At 46.1% G+C, this 24,011-nt stretch carries 19 protein-coding genes; 7 read left to right on the plus strand and 12 right to left on the minus strand.

What is annotated here, in order from left to right; all coding sequences use genetic code 11:
• Window positions 1-12: 12 nt before the first annotated feature.
• The 3 genes from BGO59_RS30355 to BGO59_RS30365 all read right to left on the minus strand — a co-directional run bounded on the left by BGO59_RS30355 (window position 13) and on the right by BGO59_RS30365 (window position 2,126).
• Window positions 13-738, minus strand: coding sequence for a YoaK family protein (locus tag BGO59_RS30355; protein ID WP_293690485.1), 726 nt, complete (start codon window positions 736-738; stop codon window positions 13-15).
• A gap of 294 nt (window positions 739-1,032) precedes the next feature.
• Entirely contained in the window at window positions 1,033-1,275 is a 243-nt protein-coding gene (locus BGO59_RS30360; RefSeq protein ID WP_293690486.1) for a cupin domain-containing protein, read from the minus strand.
• Window positions 1,272-2,126, minus strand: coding sequence for a CPBP family intramembrane glutamic endopeptidase (locus BGO59_RS30365; protein WP_293690487.1), 855 nt, complete (start codon window positions 2,124-2,126; stop codon window positions 1,272-1,274). The genes BGO59_RS30360 and BGO59_RS30365 overlap by 4 nt, the downstream gene beginning before the upstream one ends.
• 140 nt (window positions 2,127-2,266) lie before the next feature.
• Between BGO59_RS30365 and BGO59_RS30370 the strand changes: the two genes are divergently transcribed.
• Window positions 2,267-2,590: a helix-turn-helix domain-containing protein gene (locus BGO59_RS30370; protein WP_293690489.1), complete on the plus strand. Its 324-nt coding sequence runs from the start codon at window positions 2,267-2,269 to the stop codon at window positions 2,588-2,590.
• Window positions 2,591-2,911: 321 nt separating this feature from the next.
• On the opposite strand, the gene BGO59_RS30375 is transcribed toward BGO59_RS30370, so the two are convergent.
• The 9 genes from BGO59_RS30375 to BGO59_RS30415 all read right to left on the minus strand — a co-directional run bounded on the left by BGO59_RS30375 (window position 2,912) and on the right by BGO59_RS30415 (window position 15,503).
• On the minus strand, window positions 2,912-3,265 hold the full coding sequence (locus tag BGO59_RS30375; RefSeq protein ID WP_293690491.1) for a hypothetical protein: 354 nt from the start codon (window positions 3,263-3,265) through the stop codon (window positions 2,912-2,914).
• 828 nt (window positions 3,266-4,093) lie between these two features.
• A complete protein-coding gene (locus BGO59_RS30380; RefSeq protein WP_293690493.1) occupies window positions 4,094-4,582 on the minus strand; it encodes a hypothetical protein in 489 nt (162 codons plus the stop codon).
• A gap of 169 nt (window positions 4,583-4,751) precedes the next feature.
• Window positions 4,752-5,474 (minus strand): DUF4375 domain-containing protein, encoded by a 723-nt coding sequence (locus BGO59_RS30385; RefSeq protein ID WP_293690495.1) that lies wholly within the window; start codon window positions 5,472-5,474, stop codon window positions 4,752-4,754.
• A 412-nt stretch (window positions 5,475-5,886) separates the two neighbouring features.
• Window positions 5,887-6,174, minus strand: coding sequence for a DUF2695 domain-containing protein (locus tag BGO59_RS30390; RefSeq protein ID WP_293690497.1), 288 nt, complete (start codon window positions 6,172-6,174; stop codon window positions 5,887-5,889).
• Between the two features lie 304 nt (window positions 6,175-6,478).
• Window positions 6,479-7,168 (minus strand): NAD-dependent deacylase, encoded by a 690-nt coding sequence (locus BGO59_RS30395; RefSeq protein ID WP_293690499.1) that lies wholly within the window; start codon window positions 7,166-7,168, stop codon window positions 6,479-6,481.
• Window positions 7,169-7,186: 18 nt separating this feature from the next.
• Window positions 7,187-9,472, minus strand: coding sequence for a family 20 glycosylhydrolase (locus tag BGO59_RS30400; RefSeq protein ID WP_293690501.1), 2,286 nt, complete (start codon window positions 9,470-9,472; stop codon window positions 7,187-7,189).
• Between the two features lie 115 nt (window positions 9,473-9,587).
• Window positions 9,588-12,269: a type I DNA topoisomerase gene (gene topA / locus BGO59_RS30405; protein ID WP_293690503.1), complete on the minus strand. Its 2,682-nt coding sequence runs from the start codon at window positions 12,267-12,269 to the stop codon at window positions 9,588-9,590.
• Window positions 12,270-12,719: 450 nt separating this feature from the next.
• Window positions 12,720-14,915, minus strand: a complete 2,196-nt coding sequence (locus tag BGO59_RS30410; protein ID WP_293690505.1) for an ATP-binding protein — start codon at window positions 14,913-14,915, stop codon at window positions 12,720-12,722.
• Window positions 14,916-15,017: 102 nt separating this feature from the next.
• The gene (locus tag BGO59_RS30415; protein ID WP_293690507.1) at window positions 15,018-15,503 is read right to left on the minus strand and encodes an Lrp/AsnC family transcriptional regulator; all 486 of its coding nucleotides are present in this window, start codon (window positions 15,501-15,503) and stop codon (window positions 15,018-15,020) included.
• Between the two features lie 251 nt (window positions 15,504-15,754).
• On the opposite strand from BGO59_RS30415, the gene BGO59_RS30420 reads away from it, so the two are divergent.
• The 6 genes from BGO59_RS30420 (at window position 15,755) to BGO59_RS30445 (ending at window position 23,966) form a co-directional block, all read left to right on the plus strand.
• Window positions 15,755-17,212, plus strand: coding sequence for a CoA-acylating methylmalonate-semialdehyde dehydrogenase (locus BGO59_RS30420; protein ID WP_293690509.1), 1,458 nt, complete (start codon window positions 15,755-15,757; stop codon window positions 17,210-17,212).
• A 45-nt stretch (window positions 17,213-17,257) separates the two neighbouring features.
• The gene (locus BGO59_RS30425; RefSeq protein WP_293690510.1) at window positions 17,258-18,604 is read left to right on the plus strand and encodes an aminotransferase class III-fold pyridoxal phosphate-dependent enzyme; all 1,347 of its coding nucleotides are present in this window, start codon (window positions 17,258-17,260) and stop codon (window positions 18,602-18,604) included.
• A 227-nt stretch (window positions 18,605-18,831) separates the two neighbouring features.
• A complete protein-coding gene (locus BGO59_RS30430) occupies window positions 18,832-19,887 on the plus strand; it encodes a nucleoside hydrolase (RefSeq protein ID WP_293690512.1) in 1,056 nt (351 codons plus the stop codon).
• A 98-nt stretch (window positions 19,888-19,985) separates the two neighbouring features.
• Complete coding sequence (locus tag BGO59_RS30435; protein WP_293690514.1) at window positions 19,986-21,479, plus strand: NCS1 family nucleobase:cation symporter-1; 1,494 nt, start codon at window positions 19,986-19,988, stop codon at window positions 21,477-21,479.
• A 148-nt stretch (window positions 21,480-21,627) separates the two neighbouring features.
• Window positions 21,628-23,010 (plus strand): dihydropyrimidinase, encoded by a 1,383-nt coding sequence (gene hydA, locus BGO59_RS30440; RefSeq protein ID WP_293690516.1) that lies wholly within the window; start codon window positions 21,628-21,630, stop codon window positions 23,008-23,010.
• Window positions 23,011-23,099: 89 nt separating this feature from the next.
• Window positions 23,100-23,966, plus strand: coding sequence for a nitrilase-related carbon-nitrogen hydrolase (locus tag BGO59_RS30445; protein WP_293690518.1), 867 nt, complete (start codon window positions 23,100-23,102; stop codon window positions 23,964-23,966).
• The last annotated feature ends 45 nt before the right edge of the window (window positions 23,967-24,011 follow it).

Raw genomic sequence — 24,011 nt, forward strand, 5'->3', positions numbered from 1 at the left:
GCTGATGCGATTTTAATCAATCTGGCTAAAGTTTCTGGAAGGATCCATGCTTTTCTGTTTTAGTTTTTTTAGCCTGATTTGTACGTTAATATAGTCGATAATTAAGCCGACGAGCAAGGTGAATGAACCGATGAGCAGGGTCTTCATTTTGAATTCTGAATACAATAGTCCCGCCAAAATGCCGCCAAGAAAAAAAGCGGTTATGATGGTTAATTTTAATTTGATGGCCGCCTTTAATTTGGCCTGTTGGCCCTTTGCTCTAAAGAAAAAGAGCTGAGAAACTTCTATCCCTAAGTCCGTAAATAATCCTGTTAAATGAGTCGTTCGTACGGCCGAGCTTGAAATAGTGGTAACTAATGAATTTTGAAGCCCCATGGCAAACAGCATCGAGCAGGCAATCAGGTTTGGATTGGCGAGGATATAGTCAAAACTCAGCAACGCAATACTTGTCAGTATAACCGTTTCGGATAAGACGGGAATAATAAAAATATATTTATCCATCAACTTCTCAGTGATCTGGATAATCAGGTTTGAACAGAAAGAGCCTAAAAAGAAGAAAAATATATAGAGAAAATAATAGAAGGATTGGTGTAGATTTATTTTTAAAGCTTCTTCTACCATAAGCGCAAAATGCCCTGTCACATTGGTGGTCAATTTCTGAACGGCCAGAAAACCAACTACATTGACAATACCAGCCACAAAGGAAAGAATAGAGGCAATGCCTAAATTCTGTCTCAAACTTCTGCTTTTCCCTTTATGCCTGAACATTTTTTTATTTACGGCGGGTTATATAGGGCATCTAACGTCGAGGTATTTGCGATGGTTAGGGTTAGAATTCCGGCGGCCCGTAATCAAAGCCCGATAAAATTACAAAAGATGATGATAATACGCTAGTGCTCAATAGAAATCCTTCTGCCTGAACTGAAGCTGATTAGGATTACAAATGTTGAGGTTTATTCCGCCCGCCCAACTATTGTAAATTCCATGTTGGTGACTGGTATTTTTTGACTAGATGAATCGATTCATATTGCTTTAACAGAATTGGTCTTTTATATACAAGTTGCCTTTTTTCAATATCAGGTCAGGCTGATTTTCAATTTCCATTAGAAGTGTCCCTTTTACAACGTAGAACAATTCATCTTCGTTTTCGTGAATATGCCAAGGGACTTCTTGCCCCTTTATTTTTACGACTTTACTATATTGGTCATTTACTTCACCTATAATCCCTGGTGAAAAATAGTTGCTAAGATTTGAAAACGCATATTTCGAATTCATCTTTTAAATAGTTTGCTTTTCACAATTTTACCCTCTCTTTTTACCCGATAATAAAGTATTATTCCAATAAGCAATAAAAAAGTTGGTGTAAAAATTGATCCCTCAATTCCAAATGCACCCCCTGTTAATAGTTCTGGTCCCGTAAATTTTGATTGAATGATACTGCCAAAATCATTTGCCCCTGTGAGATTGGAACCATAAAAAGGCTGAGAAAAATTCCAACCAATATGGAAGAAATAAGGTAGCCAAATTCTTTTGGTATAGATAAACATTATTGCCATAGTAAACCCCCAAATCAAATATAAAGGAAGACTAAGTAAGCTGGAAACGGGATTGGAAACGTGCTGTAATTCTACCAACATTGCAATGACAATGGCTATGTTGGTACCTAACCAATTTTCCAATACTCTTAGGATTAATCCCCTGTGAAATAAGTCTTCAACTATCGCAGCAAATAGCAATACAGTAAACATTCTTGCTGAGTAGTGAGTAGTTGTAATACTAAAAGCCTGATAGTGGCCTAATAAGTATAAAATGAAAATAGATAATGAGATTGTCGAAAAACCAAAAATAAAACCTCCAAACATTTCTTTAGGTAAATAGTTCAGAGATAGTTCGGTAATTTTTCTTTTATCATATAACCGGAATAAATAGTAATAGCTAACTAATAATAGTATTGAAGAAATAAAAATAATAATCGGGTCAGCAATACTTTTTTCTGAAATAATGCTGTAAAAAAAAGGTTTTAATACAAAGTTTTGAATTACTACGAATAGAGAAAAAGGGACTGCAATGCCTACGATAATTTTTGTTATTGGAAAATGCAGGAATTTTTTAATTGATGCATTCATTGTTTCTTTTGATTTATTGTAAGTGAAATTTTATACAAAGAAAATTCCTTATTATCTTTACAGCAAGTATGTACAATAAAGTATCTTACATACTAAAAAGGTACTATTGTTGATTATCAATGATTTAAACTTAAGAATGAATGAAGAATAAAATTAAAAAGGCACATTGTGCAGTTGATTATGCTTTCCAACGAATAGGTGGAAAGTATAAAGGCCGAATTTTATGGGTATTGAGAGATGGTTTTTTGAGATATGGGGAATTAAAAAGAGCAGTGGTAGGTATAACACCAAAAATGCTTACTCAAACGCTAAAAGAATTGGAAGCCGATGAACTAATTGTTAGAAAAGTTTATTTGGAAGTTCCACCGAAGGTTGAATATTCACTTACCGATACAGGAAAAGAGTTAATTCCGTTTATTAGTCAAATGAGAAGTTGGGGTGAAAAGCAAATGTCAGCAAATTGAAACTTACAATTCTCAGGGTGTTACGATATGCTTGCCACTAACGGGCAGGTATTGCCGATGGTGGGGAAATAGAATTCCGTCCGCCGGAACTGCTGCTGGCTTTTTAATAAAGTTAAATATAAAGAACTAAAGTTGGGCTTTATTCGTCGAGCCCCGAACCAAAGCACAGCAGAATTACCGCTGCTGATTGCTTCGATATCCAGCCCCACTATTGGCAATACCAATGTTGTGTGCAGAAGCTTTTATTTAAAGACACGATTTCTGGAAAGTTTACCGAAAAACCTTTCCCATCAAATTTCTTTATTGTCACTATGTCTTTTATTAGTTCCTCGTCTTTTTCTGTCTGCTTTGCAGGAGGTTATGCTCTATTATTTGGCGATATTGATAATTCGACAACTGTAAGTTTTCAATTAAAGTATCTTTAGCTTGTAACATTGTCTTTGAAATTGCAAGTTGTGATTTTAGATGAAAGATATTAGCTTGCCATTGTGTTACAACCATATCCTTAAACTCAGTTGTTTGAATTTCGAAATCGTCCATACTAGGAGCTTGCAAATAAATGGATAATGCCTCTTTGATATTTGCTAGTGCTTCCTCTTTATTGTGTGGTATTATTTTAAATAGTGTTGTTGAGCTTGAAGTTTCTCTCAATTCTGTATCAATTTCTAATCCCATATCAGCGACAAACTGAGTAAATTAAATTAAATTAAATACTGTTTATATGCTGTTTTAATTGACTCCAGAAAATGGAAAAAAGTTATTATTGATTCTTTGTCAATATTTGCGATTAGATAATTGTTTGTCCTGAAAATTATCTCTTTTAAAACTATCAAGGAATTGTTAACATGTGTCTTTATTATCGAATCAGCATTATCTATAATGAATTCAATACCAAATCAATTTCCAATAAATTCTTCATCTACTTGAAAATAAGAAACTTGGGGGTTATTGTAACTCTCTACTGTCAACGCAAGAGCTTTTGGAAATTCTACTAAACTCCATGCTTTTGACAGTGCTCTGTCTCCACTCTTAAGTTTATTCTAGTTCTTGGATATCTTTCCTCAAAATATTTGTCGCAGTGTATGTCAAAGTCAAGCCAATCATTCCACCAATCTTTGTCAAGATTAAACCAAATTTAGTGAAGTATTTTTTTAATTTTGTTAAATGAATGATTTACTAAAACTTCAATTACTTCATCATCGTAAAATCCTGCTGATTTATATATGTAGTCAGAAAAAAAGGAATCCTTGTTGGGTATTCCGTTAACTACTACGTAAAATTTATCTTAACTATCTGCTTCTTCCTTTATCTTAAATCTATATTGAGTATAGCGGTTTTGAATTGAGAGGTTTGCTTTTGCACATAACGACCACAGGGGTTGATGGATGAGGAAACCACTTCAGACAACGAACATGGCGTCAATCTTTACACCCCTGTTTGGTTGGGCTGCAAACTTTCCTACGGGACGTGCTTCCTGTCACCAGAGAACTACCCCACGCGGAGCTATTTACCAAGTATAACATCTTTTATAAATCGTAATGCTTCAGCACAGGGATCTTCCCACCAATAACCGATTTCAATATGGTCATCATGTGTCCAAATAACAATCACTTCAATTAGCGGGTCAAGTTGTATTCCAAATGCAGGTTCGCCTATAAATACAGCATAGCTATCTTCTGTTTGATAAACTATGCCCTTGTAAAAAGTTAGCTTCCTGAAAACCTCTGGCAACTGTTCACTTAGCAAACTATATAAGTCTTCACCGAAACCCGAATATCGGCTCATGAAATCATTATAATTTTCGTTCACATATTTCTCATTGAGAAATAGAAGCTCTAAGCTTTCCTTTTTTTGCGTTTTTACACTTAATGGTACATGCGCAGAATCGATTATTTCTCTTGACCGAGGTGGTTTACCTGTCAGCCGAAAGTCAAAAACATTTTTCCAACCTTTCTTAATGAGTCGCTCCAATGTCGCCTGAAAACTGACCATAGAATTTTATAATTATGGACTATCACCCAATGACCATGAGGGCTGATGGATGAAAAAACCACCCAAGACAACAAACGTAGTGTCAACCTTTACACCCTCATTGGGCTGCCCCAACTTTCCCCACGGGACGTGCTCCCTGTCGCCGGAACGGTGACAGGCGCCGAGCGAATCATGCTAGCACAGCGTATTGATCAGCGTTTCGTTTTATATAGTCACACATAGCTTTGCGCCATTGCCCTTTAAAATCATCCTCATAGAAATAGGCTTCGATAATTTCGGGAGTTTTCAAAATTTTGTAGCCTTCTGAGAAAGCTTGAAGCCGCTTTTGCTGACTGTAAAATGGGTTATTTGAACGCCATGTATTCCACCTTAACTGCGTTCGCTTTTCTTCTACCTCTTTTAAAAATATATTGTAATCGGTAAGCAATCTTTCCTGCTTTAGTTCAACCATCATCTGTCTTGCTGCGTAAAGATGCTCAGGCGAATTATGCATAAACTGAAAAAGCCCACCGTTATCGACTTCACCTTCAAAAACGAGATAGGTCCAAAATACTTTTTGGCCTCTGGTAAGCTCAAGCCAAAACTCATGCGAACGTTCTTCCCCTCTGTGCTCTTTGGCCATGTTGTCAAAGAGGAGTTCGGTATATTCATTAATCGCATTTCCTATTGAATCGTAGCTATTCGCATTGTGAGAAATAGTAATATCATTCATCTGCTCTTTTTCTACTGTTACCGAGTGGATGAGTTTCGATTGATTTCCTTGGTTTATGTCAAATTGTTTAACGATTCTTAATCTACTACGTATAAACCTCCAAACGAAACTACCGACTGCTAGCACAACAGCAATATTTAATAACCAATCTAACCAATCATTTCCCAAAATTCCACTCATTCCTCTATCAAGTTTTGTTAATCACAATTTGTTACAAAGTTAGGCCTACCAGAACGTTTCTCGTGTAAGACGCTACGTGCCCAATGCGCTTTCTTGGCTACCCTAACTGGGGCGTTTCCTTTGTCGCACACTACGTCATAAACACGCTTTTTGCTGGCCCAAACAGGGGCATTTCTCGTGTCGATGGAAGCTGACCAACGAGCTAAATCGCCCAGTTACGGGACATACCGCCTGTCGCACGCGAGCCAGACTTTGAAGCGCTATCTGCTCGGCTCCACCCAACGACCATGAGGGTTGATGGATGAGTACGCTACGTTCCTGAACACAAACCATTACCAACCTTTACACCCTCATTGGGTTGGGCTGCCCCGCTTTCCTACGGGACGTGCCCCCTGTCGCACAAGAGCTGAAATTACAGCTTTTCAAATTGCTCTTCAACATTCCACAGTACCTCGGCGTCGTCACCTGCGCCATTTTGAATAAGCCACGCTTGCAACGTAGCAAAGTTGAGGTCATTTTCATCACAGAACTTCCGAGTTAAACTAAAATCCACTCCTGTCTCCTGGTCAAGGTGTTCATCTAAGAAGTCAAAAAGTTGTTCAAACAAGTCGACGGATATCGGGAGCGACTGTCGAAAGGCATTCAACTCTTGTTGTTTGAACTGATTTTTGAGCGCTTTCTTTTTGTCTTTCTCGTTCATCTTGGGTGAAGTTTTCCTTTTCAAGAAGTTCTTCCTGTCGCTGGAGAGTTGAAAATGGGGATTTCAAACTGACCTAACCGGAGCGTTTCTGGTGTCGACCGGAGCCGATTAACGAGCTAAAACCGCCTTGTTACGAGACGTGCCGCCTGTCGCACGAAAGCTGGAAATGGAAGCACTGGCTGTATGGTTCGCCCAACTCGTAAATAGACGCAATAAAAGATGTAATCATTGCGTCAATACAACTTTATAGCTCTGTATTGACGCAATGAATATCATCAAGAAAAATACAAAATGCGAGCGGGAGTTAGGCTTTTGCCAGTAATTCATCCGCTAATTGCGTCAGGCCGATGGTGGCGGGTTCGGGGATGAAGGTGACGTTGGCGCGTTTGTGCATATCGGGGATATTGGGGTCTACAACGTAGATGGGCACGCCGTCCCGAACGGCATAGACGAGGCCAGCCGCCGGATACACATTCAGCGACGTTCCAACCACAATGAATAGGTCAGCCTCGTAGGTGATGTCCAGGGCAACATCCATCATCGGTACGGCCTCGCCAAACCAAACAATATGTGGGCGAAGTTGCGAACCTTTTTCGCAGAGGTCGCCCTCCTTTATTTCCCAACCCTCAATGTCATATACCAATGATTCATCTACGGTTGAGCGCGATTTGAATAACTCGCCGTGCAAATGAACGACTTTCGAAGACCCCGCTTTCTCGTGGAGGTTATCGACGTTCTGCGTAATCACCGTTACGTCGTATTGCTCCTCCAGTTTTACCAGAGCATAGTGTCCCGCATTCGGTTCTACGCACAGGGCCTGTTTTCGGCGCTGGTTGTAAAAATCCTGCACCAGTGCAGGATTGCGTTGCCAGGCTTCGGGCGTGGCTACGTCTTCAATCCGGTGATTTTCCCAGAGGCCATCGGAAGCCCGGAAGGTTGGTATACCGCTCTCAGCACTTATACCAGCACCAGAGAGCACAACAATTTTTTTCATACGTTTAGCTGGTATGGCTCATTCAACCACAATTTCATCCGTTGCAAATTTCGTTTTTTGTCCCGCCCGTGGATGGTCGGGTGGGCAAACGCCTGCGTTTTTAGCGCGAATGCGAACGTAGCGGGCGCGGGCCGTTTTGAAATCGGCCACGACCGGCAAAATATCCCAGGGACCAGTTAGCTCATACTTAACGGGCTGTGAGATCGCTTCTTTATACTCCGTGCCATCTTTGGATAGCGCAATATCGACCGACGTAGGTGGAAAGGTCTGCTGGAGGATGATTTTCAGGAAGTTGAGCGATACTTTGGTTACGCTCGTTACATCGCCCAGATCCAGTGTCACTTCCATGTCGTCATTGAAATTCACCCATTGACGCTTATCGCGTGGCGTTTCTCCCCGAACACCATCGGTTAATTTGGTCATGGCTGGGTCGGCGGTCGGATCGGGGGCTATTGTGTACTTGTAGGATTTATTCTTGCCTTTGTGAAGCGTAAATGTTTGCGTTAAGCGCCCTCCGGTGGGAGTCATGGCCTTGACCGTTGCGGTTTTGGTTAGGGTAAAAGGGCCGATGTATTCGGTACTTTTTTCATTCGGTTCTTTGCCATTGATGGTGTAAAAAATCTGGCTGTCCGAATCCAGTTTGTTTAGTTTCACCTGAAGTTGTCCCTGATCGTTGGGTTGCGTACTGGCCGAAATATCAAACAGACGCCTGGCGTAGTTGACGGGAATAGCCGATAGTTTAGGCAGGTGGTTTTTGAGCCGCTGAGCAAAATCCTCGAAGTTGTGCGGTCCGGCCTGCATCCAGCCAATTTCGGCCAGGGCAATCGCGCGTGGGTAGGTCATGTACTCAACAACGTCGGGCGTAGGCATCATTTCAGTCCAGATATTCCCCTGTACGCCCAGTACATACTTCTGTTCATCGGTCGATAGTTCGGTGGGCATGGGTTCATAGGCATAGACCTGATCCAGTGGCAGATAGCCGCCAATAGCCAGCGGTTCAGTAGCGGGGTTCCCCTGGTAGTAGTCGAGGTAGCAGGTGTTGGTGGGCGTCATGACCACAGTATGTTTTTGTTTGGCCGCTTCAATACCACCCGTTGTACCGCGCCAGCTCATCACTGTAGCATTAGGAGCCAGACCCCCTTCCAGGATTTCGTCCCAGCCAATAATCGACCGGCCTTTTGTATTCAGAAACTTCTCGATGCGCCGGATAAAGTAGCTCTGGAGTTCGTGCTCGTCTTTAAGCCCATTCTTCCTGATTAACTCCTGACAAAACGCGCTCGCTTTCCAGGCCGTTTTCGGGCATTCGTCACCCCCGATATGGATGTATTTACTGGGAAACAGGGCGATCACCTCGGTCAATACGTCCTGCAAAAACGTGAAGGTTTTTTCCGATGGGCAATACACATCCTCCGAAATGCCCCACTGCGTACGAACTGTATACCCTTTGGCCGGGTCGCAGCCCAGTTCGGGGTAGGCTGCCAGAGCCGCCTGAGCATGACCAGGCATTTCGATTTCGGGAACAACCGTTACAAAACGGCTTTGCGCGTATTTGACCACATCCCGAATGTCGTCCTGGGTATAAAAGCCACCAACGGGCTTCCCATCGAACTGTTGCGGGTAATTCTGGTAGTTTTGACCGACGACCGTTTCGGCCCGTTTGCTGCCAATCTGCGTCAGTTTGGGGTATTTTTTGATTTCGATACGCCAGCCCTGGTCGTCGGTCAGGTGCCAGTGAAACGTATTCTGCTTGTGCATCGCCATCAGGTCAATAAACTTCTTGACGAACGACACGGGCATAAAATTCCGGCCAACGTCGAGCATCAGGCCCCGGTACCCAAAGCGAGGTTTGTCGGTGATGGCACAGGCTGGCATCGACAGTGCACCCTGACCGGCTGGCAACAGCTGTCGCATGGTTTGAGCGGCATAGAAAAGGCCTTTAGGAGTTGCGGCTTCAGCCAGTACCTTGCCAGTGGTTACCGTCAGTTTATAGCCTTCGTCACCCAGATTCAACTTTTTATTTAACGTCAGGAAAATGTTGGCTCCTTTGGCTAATGCCGGATTGAACGGGGCTACCGCTAGTGAAACTCCATTCGCTGCTTTGACCTGTCCGGCAAAGGTTTGTGCCACGCTACGAACACTGGCATCGGTGGCTGGGGCGATCACGATCCGGGTGGTATTAGTCAGGGTAAACTGGCCATTTTGTCCCGAAAAACGGGCAGGAAAGGGAATCAGGTTATATTGATTATCAGTTTGGGCGAAAGCGGTGGTGGACAGTACAAGAAAAAAAAGCAGGAAATGTTTCATGCGTTCCGTGATACAACGATGGTTTTTCTGCAAAATAGCGATGATTTCGCAATGGTGTATCAAACAAACAGCCTTCCGGTCGGGGAAGGCTGTTTGTAAAGAACTGTTCTCAATTCTATTTCTTCGAGGCTACTTTCTTGGTTGCCGCCGGTTTTTTTGTGGCAGCCGCTTTACCTGACGCTTTCGTGGCAGCGGCTTTTTTCGCCGGGGCTTTCGTAGCGGCTGGGTCGTCACCCGCCAGTGCCAGGCAGTCTTCAAGGGTTAGGGTTGCGGGGTCAACATCTTTCGGGATGCGGACATTTCGCTTGCCAACAGCCAGATACGGCCCATATTGCCCGTTCACCACTTTGATTTCCGGGCGTTCGGCAAACTCCTTGATGTATTTATTGGCTTCCTGCTGGCGTTTGGCTTCGATCAGTTCAATGGCCCGTTCAAGCGATAGTCCAGCTATCGACTCATTCCGGGGAAGCGAAATATACTTCTCATCGTACTTTACATACGGACCAAAGCGACCTTTGCCGGTGGTAACGGGTTTGCCCAGGTAATCGCCCAGTGATTCGCCGAGAGCTTCGGCTCGTTTTTGCTGAATGAGCTGAATAGCCCGTTCAGCATCAATCGAATACGGATCATCTTCCTTCGTCAGGGAAACGTATTTATCGTCGTGCTTCACGTAGGGGCCGAACTTACCGATGCCAATGGTCATAGCCTTGTCTTCGAAGAAACCGACTTCGCGGGGTAGGGCAAACAAATCGAGGGCATCCTGCAAGGTGATGGTTTCAATGAGTTGGCCATCGCGCAGATTCGCAAACCGCGGTTTATCTTCATCGCTGGCTTCCCCGATCTGTACGTAAGCACCATATTTACCCAGTCGGGCCGATACGGGTTTTCCTGAAGCCGGGTCCAGACCTAATTCGCGGGCTCCGGTTTTAAATGACCCAACCGACGATCCCTGAATTTCTTCGATATTTTTGTGGAAATCGCCGTAGAAACCTTCCAGCATTTTCTGCCAGTTGATCTTGCCATCAGCAATTTCGTCAAACTCTTTCTCAACCGTCGCTGTAAACTGGTAATTAACAATGTCGGGGAAATATTCGACCAGAAAATCATTCACCACAATCCCCGTATTCGTTGGGAAGAGCTTCGATTTCTCGGAGCCGAAGGTTTCTTTACCACTGGTTTCGGTAATGTGATTCTGCTGGAGGGTGAATTCCTGATACTTCCGTTCCTGACCGGGCTTGTCCTGTTTAATCACATAGCCCCGATTGATGATGGTCGAAATGGTCGGTGCGTACGTCGACGGGCGGCCGATGCCCATTTCTTCCAGCTTTTTTACCAGCGATGCTTCGGCATAGCGAGGCTGAGGGCGGGTAAATTTCTCCGTGGCTTTCATCTGGCCGAGGTTTAGCACCTGACCAATGGTAAGCGGTGGCAACATCCCTTTAGCCTCTTCATCGTCCTCGTCGTCTTTCGATTCGAGGTAAACGCGTAAAAACCCATCAAATTTAATGACTTCACCCTGGGCGACGAGTTCGCTGGGGAAGGTTGTATTTTGGGCCTGCGCCTGCGGATTGAATTTAACCTGTTTGGCTGGATCGTAATCCTCGCCAAACACATCGAAACTCAGATCCTGCTCAAGTTGCGTGCCATTAGCGAATTTAATGCCGATGGTAACGATGGTCCGCTCAAGTTGCGCGTCGGCCATTTGGGAGGCAATAGCGCGTTTCCAGATCAGTTCGTACAGTCGTTTCTGATCGCGGTCGGCACCCGCATTCCGGTCGTTGAAATTGGTTGGCCGGATGGCTTCGTGGGCTTCCTGGGCCGACTCATTTTTGGTTTTAAACTGACGAGTCTGTACGTATTTAGGGCCAAACTCGGTTTCAATCTCGGTTTTTGCCTTATCAATGGCCTCCTGCGACAGATTGGTCGAGTCGGTCCGCATGTACGAAATCTTACCGGCTTCGTACAGGTTTTGCGCCAGGCGCATGGTGCGGTCTACCGAATAGCTGAGTTTACGCGAGGCTTCCTGCTGTAAGGTAGAGGTTGTAAACGGCGGAGCGGGGGATTTTTTGGCTGGTTTTACCTCCAGATTCTTGATCGTGAACGTAGCACCTATGCAGGCTTCCAGAAACTTACGCGCTTCTGCGGAGGTTTGGAAGTTCTTGGGTAACTCGGCATTTAACACCTTAGAGCCATCGACAATAAACTGAGCCGTGACTTTAAACGACGATTTTGTCGAGTGTTTGTCAATCTCCCGTTCGCGCTCGACCACTAGCCGCAAAGCGACTGATTGTACCCGACCTGCCGACAAACCTGTGCTCCCGCCTTTAATTTTCCGCCACAACACTGGCGACAGTTCATAACCGACTAAGCGGTCCAGAACACGACGGGCCTGCTGGGCATTGACCAGATCGACATCAATGGTTCGGGGCGTTTTAATCGCGTTCAGAATCGCATTTTTGGTGATTTCACGAAAAACAATGCGTTTGGTATTATCGCGCAGGCCCAGGGCTTCTTTCAAATGCCACGAAATGGCTTCTCCTTCGCGGTCATCGTCAGTGGCCAGCCAGACTTCTTCCGCCGACTTTGCCAGGGATTTGAGTTCACTGACTAATTTCTTTTTATCGGGGGATATTTCATACGAGGGTTGAAAGCCATTGGCAACATCGACGGCCAGCCCATCTTTGGGCAGATCGCGTACGTGGCCAAAGCTGGACTTTACCAAAAAATCCTTACCCAGATAGCCTTCGATGGTTTTCGCCTTCGCCGGCGACTCCACTATGACTAAGTTTTTCGACATATCGGTTTTTCAGGTTGATGCGATTTCCGCGCTTGTTTTGTCGCAAAGCATCTATATAACGCTCAGATCGGTTTCCGGTTTTGAGCTGCTTTTTCAGACCGACCGGCCCAAATATAGACGCAAAAGCACTGACTTGTACAAATGGCCAAGTTAAGTGTAACGAAACAAAAGCGGGGGATTGGCAGCCCAACGGGCTATTTCGGTTGTAAATGTATAACATAAACTGTGCCTGTTCCGTTCGGAATCTGACAAAGAAATGCCTCAAAATGAGCTGGGAAGGATGATCATGGATCGTATAAACGACACCAGATAATGCACATAAACACGAAGTCGACCACGTCGTACAGGCATGAAGAATTTTTTAATTCAGATGTTCAGGCTGGCACTTACAGCCTACCCGTTTACCGGAATGTATGATGTTGTCAGAGGCTGGCCTGGAAAACCAGCATTCTAGTTAGGTAATTTAATGATGAACTCTGTGCCTTCTCCTGCCTGCGTATGAACCTGGATTTCGCCATTATGCCCTTTAGTAATAATGTCATAACTCAACGATAGCCCCAGTCCAGTGCCCTGACCAGTCGGTTTTGTGGTAAAAAATGGCTGATAGATTTTGTGAAGAATTTCGTTGGGAATGCCTATTCCATTGTCATGAACACAGATGAATACAAAGTCTTCATCTTTTCTTGTTTTGACCTGTACCCTTGGCTTGTAGTCCTGATCGGCTTGTTTTTGTTTGGACTGGATTGCATAGAAGGCATTATTGTATAGGTTAAGTAATACCCGACCCATATCCTGCGGCACCAGATTGACCAGACCAACCGAAGGATCAAGGTCAAGTTGTAACTCAACGTTAAACGATTTGTCTTTGGCCCGTAGCCCATGGTAAGCGATACGTAAAAATTCATCGACCAGGTCGTTTAACTTGGTCGGTTGCTTTTGCCCGCTACTACTTCGGCTGTGTGCCAGCATGCCTTTTACGATGGAATCGGCCCGTTTACCGTGGTGCGTAATTTTTTGCAGGTTCTGGGTTAAGTCGCCCATAATTTCCTCCGCATAGGCTTTTTCGGAGTCGGGCAGTTGCTGGATGGGCCCTTCTTTCAGTTCCTCAATCAGTTCGGTCGATACTTCGGAAAAATTGTTCACGAAGTTGAGCGGGTTCTGGATTTCGTGGGCAATGCCAGCCGTCAACTCCCCCAGAGAAGCCAGCTTCTCCTGCTGAATAAGTTGATCCTGCGTTGTTTTTAGCTCTTCCAGCGAATGCCTTAAAGCTGCTGTTCGGGCTTCTACTTCGCGCTCCAGGCGTTCGTTCTGTGCCGCAATCAGCCGATTACGCTCAATTTCCTGTTCTTTTTCGAGCTGTTCTTTTTCGATGGCCTGCTGAATAACCTGTTGTCGAATCAGTTTATACCGATTCATAAGTGCCCCGGTAAATACGATAATCATCCAGGCGAAGCATGCACTTTCTACATATTCCACATTTTGATAAATGATACGGGGAAGGTCTACATTAAAGTACATACCCAGTATTGCGGTTGTCAGTGTGAAAAGCCAGAGCAGGAAAAGTGGAGTAAGGGCCAGCAGGAGATACCGCGCTTCCAGTAAACCCTGCTTCATCCGGCTATACGCCATGAACATACAGAGGCCGTAGATGAACCGGATCAGTACTTCGATCAGTATGGCCCATTCGTCCATCGGAATAATCGGTGTACCATAGCCAATAATCTGTACGATATTAGCTACTACGGTTAAGATCAGCGCAGTCGAAATGATCTTGTCCAGCCGGGCCAGGGATGAGGGTGGCTGAAGTAACTTCCGAATTGACTGTATGAAAAAGATAAAAAAGATAATGAAGAAAAAATTGGCAATCAGTTTGACCTCGTATGGATATTCTTCAAAAAAGGCTAACTGAAGGCGGTAATGATTTCGATCTAACACAAAGAAAAACAGACAAATGCCGAAATAGAGGTAGACTCTGTCTTTGATTGAATAATAGACGAATACATTGTAGCAGGAGGCCAGGAATAATATACCGATAATAATCCCTTCAATGAGGTAATTTTTCCAGCCTTTTTCGGTCACTATGTTTTTAAAGACGGCTTCCATACGCCCCTGTTCGGTTTGTAACTGGGGCGACAGATAGGTAAGGGGAGGATGCCATAAGGTATTGTGAGCCCGCTCATAAAGGATGGTTTCCTGACCGGGTGATAGGGTAAAAAAAAGTCTGGCCCGTTCTGGGCTCCCATTATGGACAGGGAGCTCGCTAAATGGAACAAGATCACCCGTTTGCTGGTGTTGCCATTCGCCCGTACTGTCCTGCCTGTATAAATCGATATAGTCGCTGTTAAAATCACAGTAATAGACGCGCAATGGGTGAGGCAGAGCGTTTTTAAGGCGCATGCGCATCCAATACGTATGCGCATGACGATGGCGCGAGTAAAATTTGTCGTATCGAAAAGAGGGGTGGTTTAGAACTTGCTTTAACGTAAATGCCCCGTGTGTATCCTCCAGGATCTGGAAATGAGTTGTATCGAGCCGGAAGAAAGCTGAATCTGTGCTTATTTCGAATACTGGAGGCAGGTTGTGTTGCGCCTTTACGGAAGCGATCAAGCCTAACCATCCCCAAAAAAGAAAAAGAAATGTTTTCACCAGCGACAATCGTTAGCGTTTGCTATGAGGTACGGATGCCCAAAATACGCGATTTGCCAGGATAAACCATCAGTTACTGGCGGTCGTATGTTAATGACACGATCAGGTTGACGATTTACCAGATAAAATATTCAGATCAGGTTGAGCATATTTATACACCTTAAAATACAGGGTGGTTTTGGTTTGATAAACCCCTTCAATCTTCGAAATTTCGTTAATAAACTCGACCAGATCATGGTTGGTAGGGCACATCACATCCACTTCCAGGTCATAATCGCCTGAGGTACTGGCCAGAAAACTAACTTCAGGCAGTTGGGCAATCTGTAAAGCAACTGGCTCTTTCCGCGTTGCTGGTCGCACGTATATGGCAATATGCGCATACGCCCGAAAACCAACTTTATCGGGGTCGACCCGCCCAACAATACTAATGACCCCTTCTTCGAGCAGTCGATTCAGCCGCGTTCGGGCCGTTCCAACCGATACATTCAGGTGTTCCGCAATTTCGGTAAACGACATTCGGCCATCTCTCTGTAGGCAGGAAAGAATGGCGAAATCCAGATCGTCCAGTACACTACTATTCTTTTCCATAGCTGTTTTTCGACAGGATTTACAGGATGTACAGGATTGTGTTCATGCAAATAAGCCTGTGCGTAGATTTTATCCGCTTGAGCCCCGATTTGAGGATATTGATTAGATCTACGCAAAAAATCCTGTACATCCTGTGAATCCTGTCAGAAACTATTTGTCTGTAAAAATATTGTTAAAAATTGACTTGTATCTAACTATTTTTTAGTTTGCATACTCTATTTCTGCAAAAAATGTAGTACCTCAACAAAGCCATGAAGTATAAGCCTGTTCAGAATTACATAAATGGAACATTTGTCGATGCGGCTAGCGACCAGACGCTGGATGTAATTTCACCCGTAGATGGTACGCATTTATCGACCGTTCCTTTGTCGACCGCCACGGATCTGGATAGGGCGGTACAGGCGGCACAGGCGGCTTTTCCGGCCTGGAGCCGGACTACTCTGAAAGAACGGGTTCAGGTCTTTTTTCGCTATAAGGCACTGCTGGAGAAGAATTTGAAAGAGCTGGCGCTACTCGTGCAGGAAGAGAACGGGAAAACCTACGAGGAGGCTGTTGCCGAAATTGAAAAAGGGGCTGAACTGTCGGAGTTTGCCTGTTCGTTACCGCAGATCGTAACGGGGGAAGTACTGGAGGTGAGCCGTGGGGTAGAGTGCCGAACCGAGCGGGTGCCGGTGGGGGTAGTGGCTAGCATCGTACCATTCAACTTTCCGAGTATGGTGCCGAACTGGACCATACCCAATGCTATTGCGCTTGGTAACTGCATGATTATCAAACCGTCGGAGAAAGTACCGCTAAGCGTTGGACGACTGGCCGAATTATTACAGGAAGCGGGTTTGCCCAAGGGCGTATTCAATATTATTCACGGCGATAGCGACGTTGTCAATGCCATTTGCGACCATCCCGGTATCGAAGCGGTATCGTTTGTCGGGTCGACTAAGATTGCTAAATTGGTGTACCAGCGGGCTACGAGCAACTTCAAACGATGCCTGGCACTGGGTGGTGCCAAAAACCACCTGATCGTTCTGCCCGATGCCATACCGTCTATGACAGCGCAAAATATTACGGCATCGATGGCAGGCTGTGCTGGTCAACGCTGTATGGCTGCTTCGGCGATGGTAGCCGTTGGACCCGTCGATCACATCATTGAAAAATTGTGCGAGGAAGCCAGAAAAGTAGTACCGGGTAAAAACCTGGGGGCCGTTATCAACCGGGCGTCGAAAGAGCGAATCGAACGCTACATTACCGAAGCGGAAGAGCAGGGGGCTACAGTACTCGTTGACGGGCGCAACCCGACTGTAGACGGTAAAGAAGCAGGGACCTACGTTGGGCCGACGGTTATCGACTATGTTCGGCCCGATATGGCGATTGCACAGGAGGAGATTTTTGGCCCGGTCATCAGCATCATGCGGACCAAAACCGTTGACGATGCGCTGGCTATTGAAAATGCGAACCCGTATGGCAATGCGGCAGCAGTGTTTACCCAAAATGGTGGAATGGCCCGCTACGTCATGGACCGGGCAAGTGCGGGTATGGTGGGGGTTAATGTGGGCGTGCCCGTTCCGCGTGAACCTTTTTCATTTGGTGGCTGGAACGAGAGTCGGTTTGGAGTTGGCGATATTACGGGCAAAAGCTCCATCGAATTCTGGACGAAGTTGAAGAAAACTACCACCAAATGGAACCCTGAAGCGGGTATAAACTGGATGAGTTAATAGACTTACGATAACCAAAAGCTGATAAGGTAAACCGTACATTTTATGCTGGATACCATTTCATTTACTGAAAAAGAAGAAGTTCTTCAGGACAATTTCGACTCTACCGTTTTTGTCTGGAGCAAGCAGCAGGGGATTTCACCCATCGCAGTGAAGTATGCAAAAGGGGTGTATCTGTATGATTATGACGACAAACGGTATATCGACTTCTCATCTGGCCTGATGAATGTCAATATCGGTCACGGTAACCAGCGGATTACCGAAGCGGTAGTTCGTCAGATGCAGGAGGTTAGCTATGTTACGCCCTACTGTGTTACAAAAGTGCGGGGTGAACTGGGTAAAAAACTAGCCGAAATCTGCCCCGGAGACCTCAATAAGGCCTATTTCACCCTTTGTGGAGCCACGTCTATCGAAGCCGCGCTGAAAATGGCCCGGTCATATACCGGGCGGCATAAAATCATCAGCCGATACCAGTCCTATCACGGAGCCACGTATGGCGCCTTATCGGTAGGAGGAGACCCCCGAAAACTTCCCGATGATGCACAGCAGGCCCCTAATTTTGTTCACGTCGACATCCCCTATCGCTACCGCTGGAACCACGAGGAAGCGAGTATGTTATCCGATTCGGTGGAGCAACTTGAACGCATTATTGCGTATGAAGGGCCAGGTAACATAGCCGCCATTCTTCTGGAAGGTGAGTCGGGGACATCGGGTTGTTTGCAATATCCGGACGGGTATCTGAAGGCCGTTCGCGAGATCTGCGATAAATACGGCATTTTATTGATTATCGATGAGGTAATGAGCGGATTTGGCCGGACGGGTAAGTGGTTTGGTTTTGAAAATCACGGCATTGTGCCCGATATGGTGACCATGGCGAAGGGCATTACGAGTGGTTATATACCCTTTGGCTGCCTGATGATAACCGATAAAATTGCGGCAAAGTACAACGATACCGTACTGGCAACTGGTATGACCTATAATGCTCACCCCGTCGGTTGTGCGGCTGCGCTGGAAACAATCAAAATTTACGAAGATGAGAACCTGATCGAGAATGCGGCTGAGATGGGGCGTTACGTAGCCCAGCAGGCAGAACTGATGAAACAAAAGCATCCCTGTATTGGCGACTTCCGAACGACGGGTTTACTGGGGTGTTTTGAAATTGTCAAAAATCGGGCCACCAAAGCAGCAATGGCACCCTTTAACGCCAAACCTGAGGATATGGCCGTAATGGGCAAAGTAGCGGCAAAAATCAAGGAGTTGGGTATGTATACGTTCGTGCGCTGGAGTTATGTATTCGTGGCTCCACCACTTTGTGTAACGAAAGAGCAGATCGACGAAGGGCTGTCCATTATCAGTGAGGCTCTGCGGATTGCTGATGCATATGTTGAGTAAACGGTATTAATCACTCACTATAAATGTATTAGAAATGGCGAGTTTCTGTTGGTTGGGTTAGCAAGATTAATGGCCAATGGATGGATACTTTCGAACCTGTCAGAAATACCAACGAATTTGCCCCTCTGTCACGAACAAATCGTTGGTTTGGTATCTTATTTGCGGGATTTTAGGCTGTAACTGTGAACTGAAAGTAAGATTTCGTAAATAAAAAGAGCCAAAGAAGCATGTTAACGTCAAGACGCAAATTTATTGGTGCCCTTTCGGTCGGTACGGCCTCGACATTTTTGCCTGCTATGACGCTTGCGTCTGCCAAGACGAAACCCAAAACGGTCGACTCCAGAAAGCGAATCATACTGGATACGGATACGGCTACCGATGATGCGCTGGCCGTATTAATGGCAGTGAGTTCGCCAAAGCTGGCTGTTGAGGCTATTACCATCGCTGTAGGAAACGTTGGCTTTGAGCAGCAGACAAAAAATGCACTCTACACGCTTGAACTAGCGGGAAAGTCGGGGCAGATTCCGGTGTATCAGGGCTCGGCCCGGCCACTGACTCGTGAGGTGCATGGAACAGCAACGTATGTGCATGGGAGTGATGGGATGAGTGATTCGTTTTTTCCGGACCCTAAACAAAAACCCGAGAAAGAACACGCCGTAGATGCCATCATTCGACTTGTTAACGCCAATCCAGGCGAACTGACCATCGTGGCCATCGGGCCGTTGACCAACATCGCGCTGGCTCTGCTGAAAGAACCGGCCATTGCCAAAAAGGTGAAAGGGCTGTATTTCATGGGAGGGTTTTACAAGTTTTACGGAAATATCAATCCGGGGGCGACCTATAATGCCTGGGTAGACCCCGAAGCGGCCCGGATTGTGTTTCAGTCGGGTATTCCGATTACGACGGTTGGCTTCGATGTGAGCGTAAAAAGCTCTGTTTTCACCGACGACGATTATGATCAGGTGGCTACGCTGGGAACGAAGTATTCCGATTTTTTTATGAAAATCAATCGCGTTCGTCGAAAGTATTGTAAAGAGCACCAGAAAATGAATGGCTCCAATCATCCCGACGCGATCACCATAGCCGCCGTTATTGATCCGACATTGGTAACCCAGTCTGTATCACGCTTTGTGGATGTGGAAACACGGGGCGAACTGACACTGGGTGCGTTGGCTATCGATGAGTTAGGTGTATGGAAAAAAGCCCCAAACGCCACCATTTGTGTAGAGGCTGATGAATCCCGGTTTAAGAAACTGGTATTCGATACCTTGAAAATAAGTTAAAGAGTTTGTAGTTTGTGCGGAGCGGCCCGTACTGAATGACGTATTATGGTCAATAAAACTGCAAACGACATGGGCCGCTCCGCACAAACACGAACCTCATGCAGCAGCAAACTGAAGCCCACGTAGACGAATCGTCGGCCCTCTATAGCGAAGATCTGGCTCCCATTCCCGTATCGAAGCGGACCTGGAATACCTGGAACTATGCGGCTCTCTGGATCAGTATGAGTCTGTGTATTCCTACGTATATGATGGCCAGTTCACTAATTGAAGGGGGCATGAACTGGTGGCAGGCTATTCTGACCATTTTTTTGGGGAATACTATTGTACTCGTTCCAATGATTCTGAACGGTCATGCAGGGGCTAAATACGGTATTCCGTTTCCTGTATTGGCGCGGGCCAGTTTTGGAACCAGCGGAGCCAATATTCCGGCCTTGCTGCGGGCCATTGTAGCCTGTGGCTGGTTTGGGATTCAGACCTGGCTCGGTGGGTTTTCTGTATACCAGATGCTACGGCTTTGGATTCCATCCCTGGAAACATTACCCGACATCTTCCCGGCATCGTTTGGGTTACAGACCGGGCCCGCCATCTGTTTTTTACTCTTCTGGCTGCTGAACATGTATGTTGTTTATCTGGGCGTGGAAAGCATCAAAAAGCTTCTCCTGTTCAAGGCTTTTTTTCTGCCGGTAGCTGCCCTGGCGCTCCTTTGGTGGGCAATTTCGGCTGGGAATGGATTAGGGCCTATTCTACAGCAATCATCTAAATTCGCAGACTCATCGGCGTTCTTCGCCTTTTTCTTTCCCGCTCTAACCGGGATGGTGGGTTTCTGGGCGACTCTCTCACTGAATATTCCCGATTTTACCCGCTACGCCACCAGTCAGCAAGCGCAGATCAAAGGACAGGCTATCGGCTTACCGCCCTCTATGACCTTGTTCTCATTCATTGGGGTAGTCGTTACCTCGGCTACGACGATCATCTACGGAACCACCATCTGGGACCCCCTGATTCTGGCCGGAAAATTTGATAATAAACTACTGGTCAGTGTGGCGATGATTTCGGTAGCGGTCTCCACACTGGCAACCAATATTGCAGCCAACATTGTCAGCCCCGCTAACGACTTTGCGAATCTGGCTCCTTCTAAAATCGATTTTCGAAAGGGTGGATACATTACGGGTGTTATTGGTATTCTGATTTTTCCCTGGAAGCTCATTGCCGATCCAACGGGCTTTATTTTTACCTGGCTGGTTGGCTACTCGAGCCTGCTTGGGCCGGTTGGCGGGATTATGATTGCCGACTATTTTTTCCTGCGGAGACAGAAGCTTGATTTGAACGATCTTTACAGCACAACCGGGATATATAGTTTTAAAAACGGAGTCAATTCATCGGCTATCATTGCCTTGCTGGCTGGCATTATTCCCAATATTCCCGGCTTTCTGACGACCATTCACGCTATCCCGGCTGATAGTGTACCCGCCTGGATTTCACAGCTTTATAATTATGCCTGGTTTGTAGGCTTTTTCCTGAGTGGTAGTGTGTATCTGGGATTGATGCGAAGCCGGGATACTGTGCAGGAACGCCAATTGACTGTGAGTTAAGTAGCGCAGCCCCAGCACCTATAGTAAATCGTACGATACCATAGCCTTTTTTTCGTTTTACATGTACAGTCCCTCATCAACTGGGAAAAGGCCGGTATTTTAGAAACCTAAAGCAGTTCATCTCTTCCTGTTGAAGAGAGTTTAGCCAATGTCTATACTCATTAAAAACGGCCGGGTTATTACGGCGGCTGAGGATTACGTTGCGGATATTTACATTGAGGGCGAAACCATTTCGGCCATTGGAAAGAATTTACCCATTCAGGCCGATGCCGTAATCGATGCATCGGGCAAGCTCGTGTTTCCAGGCGGTATCGACCCGCATGTGCATTTGTCCATGCCGTTCATGGGGACGTTCTCGAGCGATACCTATGAAACCGGAACCCGCGCGGCACTCTTTGGCGGCACCACAACGGTTATTGATTTTGTATTGCAGAAACAGGGCCATTCGCTGAAAGACGCTCTTGCCGACTGGAATTCTCGGGCTCGTGGAACGGCCGTTGGGGATTATAGTTTTCACATGGCCGTAACCGACTTCAACGAGGACTCGAAGGCGGAAATCAAGGATATGGTTGAAAACGAGGGAATTACGTCGTTTAAAACCTTTATGGCCTATAAAGGGGCGTTGATGATTAACGACAGCCAGATGGTCGGCCTGATGCAGGAGGTGAAAAAGCAGGGCGGGATGGTGACCGTTCATGCCACCAATGGGGATATGATCGACTACCTGATTGCGAAACATCGGTCGGAAGGGAAATTAGCTCCGCTTTATCATTATTTATCCCAGCCCGAAGTGACGGAAGCCGAAGCGAGCTGTCGTTTTACCGACCTGGCCGACTACACGGGTTGTCCCGGCTATATCGTGCATATGACCTGCGAAGGGGCGTTGAATGGGGTACGGAATGCCACTCGCCGGAACCAGAAAGTGTTTGCCGAAACCTGTATTCAATACCTGATTCTGGATGCGTCTCTGTACGAGAAGGATTTCGAGGGAGCCAAATGGGTGATGAGTCCGCCGTTGCGGGAGAAGAAAGACCAGCAAGCCCTTTGGGCTGGTATCAATCAGGGACTTGTACAGGTGGTGGCGACCGATCACTGCCCATTCATGTGGGAGCAGAAGCTGATGGGCAGGGATGATTTCTCGAAGATTCCAAATGGACACCCGGCTATCGAAAACCGGATGGAATTATTATATAGCGAAGGCGTCGGGAAAGGCAAAATCACGCTGAACAAGTATGTGGAAGTAGCCTGTACGAACCCCGCCAAGATTTTCGGTATGTTTCCCCGGAAAGGTACCATCGGAATAGGAAGCGATGCCGATATCGTTATTTTTGACCCGGAAGAAAAACACGCCCTATCGGCCAAAACCCACCACATGAACGTCGATTATTCTGGCTATGAAGGCTGGGAGCTGACGGGTAAGGTAAAAACGGTTCTATTACGCGGCACGGTTGCTGTCGATGACAATCAATGCCTGATCGACAAGGGATATGGCCAATTTATTAAGCGCAAAAAAGTAAACGGAACAATTTAAAGGCAGGGAGGGTGGAGCCGGGAGCTTGGAGAAATAGAACAAACTCCCGGCTCCACCCTCCCTGCGAAACCAACAAACCCAACGTAAGCATGCCACGAATCATTAAATCGGGATTGATCCAGATGAGCCTTCCAATGACCGAAGGTGAAGGTACGATAGAGGAAATCAAGGAAGCGATGGTGCAGAAGCACATTCCGCTCATTGAGGAAGCCGGTCAGAAAGGCGTTCAGATTCTGTGTTTGCAGGAAATATTTAATACGCCCTATTTCTGTCCGGGACAAAATGCCGACTGGTACAAATCCGCCGAAACGGTGCCTGGCCCTACCACTGACCGGATGGCGGAATATGCCAAAAAGTATAATATGGTGATGATTGTTCCGGTCTATGAAAAGGAACAGGCTGGGGTTTTATATAATACGGCTGCCGTAATCGATGCCGATGGCACGTATCTGGGTAAATACCGCAAGAATCACATTCCACATACATCGGGTTTCTGGGAGAAATTCTTCTTTAAACCCGGCAATCTAGGCTATCCCGTTTTCCAGACACGCTACGCTAAAATCGGAGTATACATCTGCTACGACCGTCATTTCCCCGATGGGGCCCGCTGTCTGGGACTGAACGGGGCTGAGATTGTGTATAATCCGTCGGCGACGGTGGCTGGTCTGTCGCAGTACCTCTGGAAGCTGGAACAGCCCGCCCATGCAGCCGCCAATGGCTATTTTATGGGCTGCATTAACCGCGTGGGTGAAGAAAAACCCTGGAATCTGGGTCGTTTTTATGGCTCTTCGTATTTCGTGGATCCACGTGGCCAAATCTTCGCTCAGGCTTCGGAAGATAAAGACGAACTACTCATTGCCGAATTTGATCTGGATATGATCGATGAAGTTCGTAGCGTCTGGCAGTTCTTCCGCGACCGGCGCCCAGAAACGTATAAGGAATTGGTGGAATTGTAAAAGTAATAGGAGCGAGGAGTGAGGAGCGAGAATAGCTTGCGCAAG

Source organism: Spirosoma sp. 48-14 (assembly GCF_001898575.1).
GTDB lineage: Bacteria > Bacteroidota > Bacteroidia > Cytophagales > Spirosomataceae > Spirosoma.

Bases quoted from the DNA above. Each gene is read 5' to 3' on its own strand.
- BGO59_RS30380 (WP_293690493.1), bottom strand. From the start codon at position 4,582: ATGGTCAGTTTTCAGGCGACATTGGAGCGACTCATTAAGAAAGGTTGG.
- BGO59_RS30395 (WP_293690499.1), bottom strand. From the start codon at position 7,168: ATGAAAAAAATTGTTGTGCTCTCTGGTGCTGGTATAAGTGCTGAGAGC.
- BGO59_RS30420 (WP_293690509.1), top strand. From the start codon at position 15,755: ATGAAGTATAAGCCTGTTCAGAATTACATAAATGGAACATTTGTCGAT.
- BGO59_RS30370 (WP_293690489.1), top strand. From the start codon at position 2,267: ATGAAGAATAAAATTAAAAAGGCACATTGTGCAGTTGATTATGCTTTC.
- hydA (WP_293690516.1), top strand. From the start codon at position 21,628: ATGTCTATACTCATTAAAAACGGCCGGGTTATTACGGCGGCTGAGGAT.
- BGO59_RS30390 (WP_293690497.1), bottom strand. From the start codon at position 6,174: ATGAACGAGAAAGACAAAAAGAAAGCGCTCAAAAATCAGTTCAAACAA.
- BGO59_RS30400 (WP_293690501.1), bottom strand. From the start codon at position 9,472: ATGAAACATTTCCTGCTTTTTTTTCTTGTACTGTCCACCACCGCTTTC.
- BGO59_RS30375 (WP_293690491.1), bottom strand. From the start codon at position 3,265: ATGGGATTAGAAATTGATACAGAATTGAGAGAAACTTCAAGCTCAACA.
- BGO59_RS30445 (WP_293690518.1), top strand. From the start codon at position 23,100: ATGCCACGAATCATTAAATCGGGATTGATCCAGATGAGCCTTCCAATG.
- topA (WP_293690503.1), bottom strand. From the start codon at position 12,269: ATGTCGAAAAACTTAGTCATAGTGGAGTCGCCGGCGAAGGCGAAAACC.
- BGO59_RS30435 (WP_293690514.1), top strand. From the start codon at position 19,986: ATGCAGCAGCAAACTGAAGCCCACGTAGACGAATCGTCGGCCCTCTAT.
- BGO59_RS30360 (WP_293690486.1), bottom strand. From the start codon at position 1,275: ATGAATTCGAAATATGCGTTTTCAAATCTTAGCAACTATTTTTCACCA.
- BGO59_RS30385 (WP_293690495.1), bottom strand. From the start codon at position 5,474: ATGAGTGGAATTTTGGGAAATGATTGGTTAGATTGGTTATTAAATATT.
- BGO59_RS30425 (WP_293690510.1), top strand. From the start codon at position 17,258: ATGCTGGATACCATTTCATTTACTGAAAAAGAAGAAGTTCTTCAGGAC.
- BGO59_RS30365 (WP_293690487.1), bottom strand. From the start codon at position 2,126: ATGAATGCATCAATTAAAAAATTCCTGCATTTTCCAATAACAAAAATT.
- BGO59_RS30430 (WP_293690512.1), top strand. From the start codon at position 18,832: ATGTTAACGTCAAGACGCAAATTTATTGGTGCCCTTTCGGTCGGTACG.
- BGO59_RS30415 (WP_293690507.1), bottom strand. From the start codon at position 15,503: ATGGAAAAGAATAGTAGTGTACTGGACGATCTGGATTTCGCCATTCTT.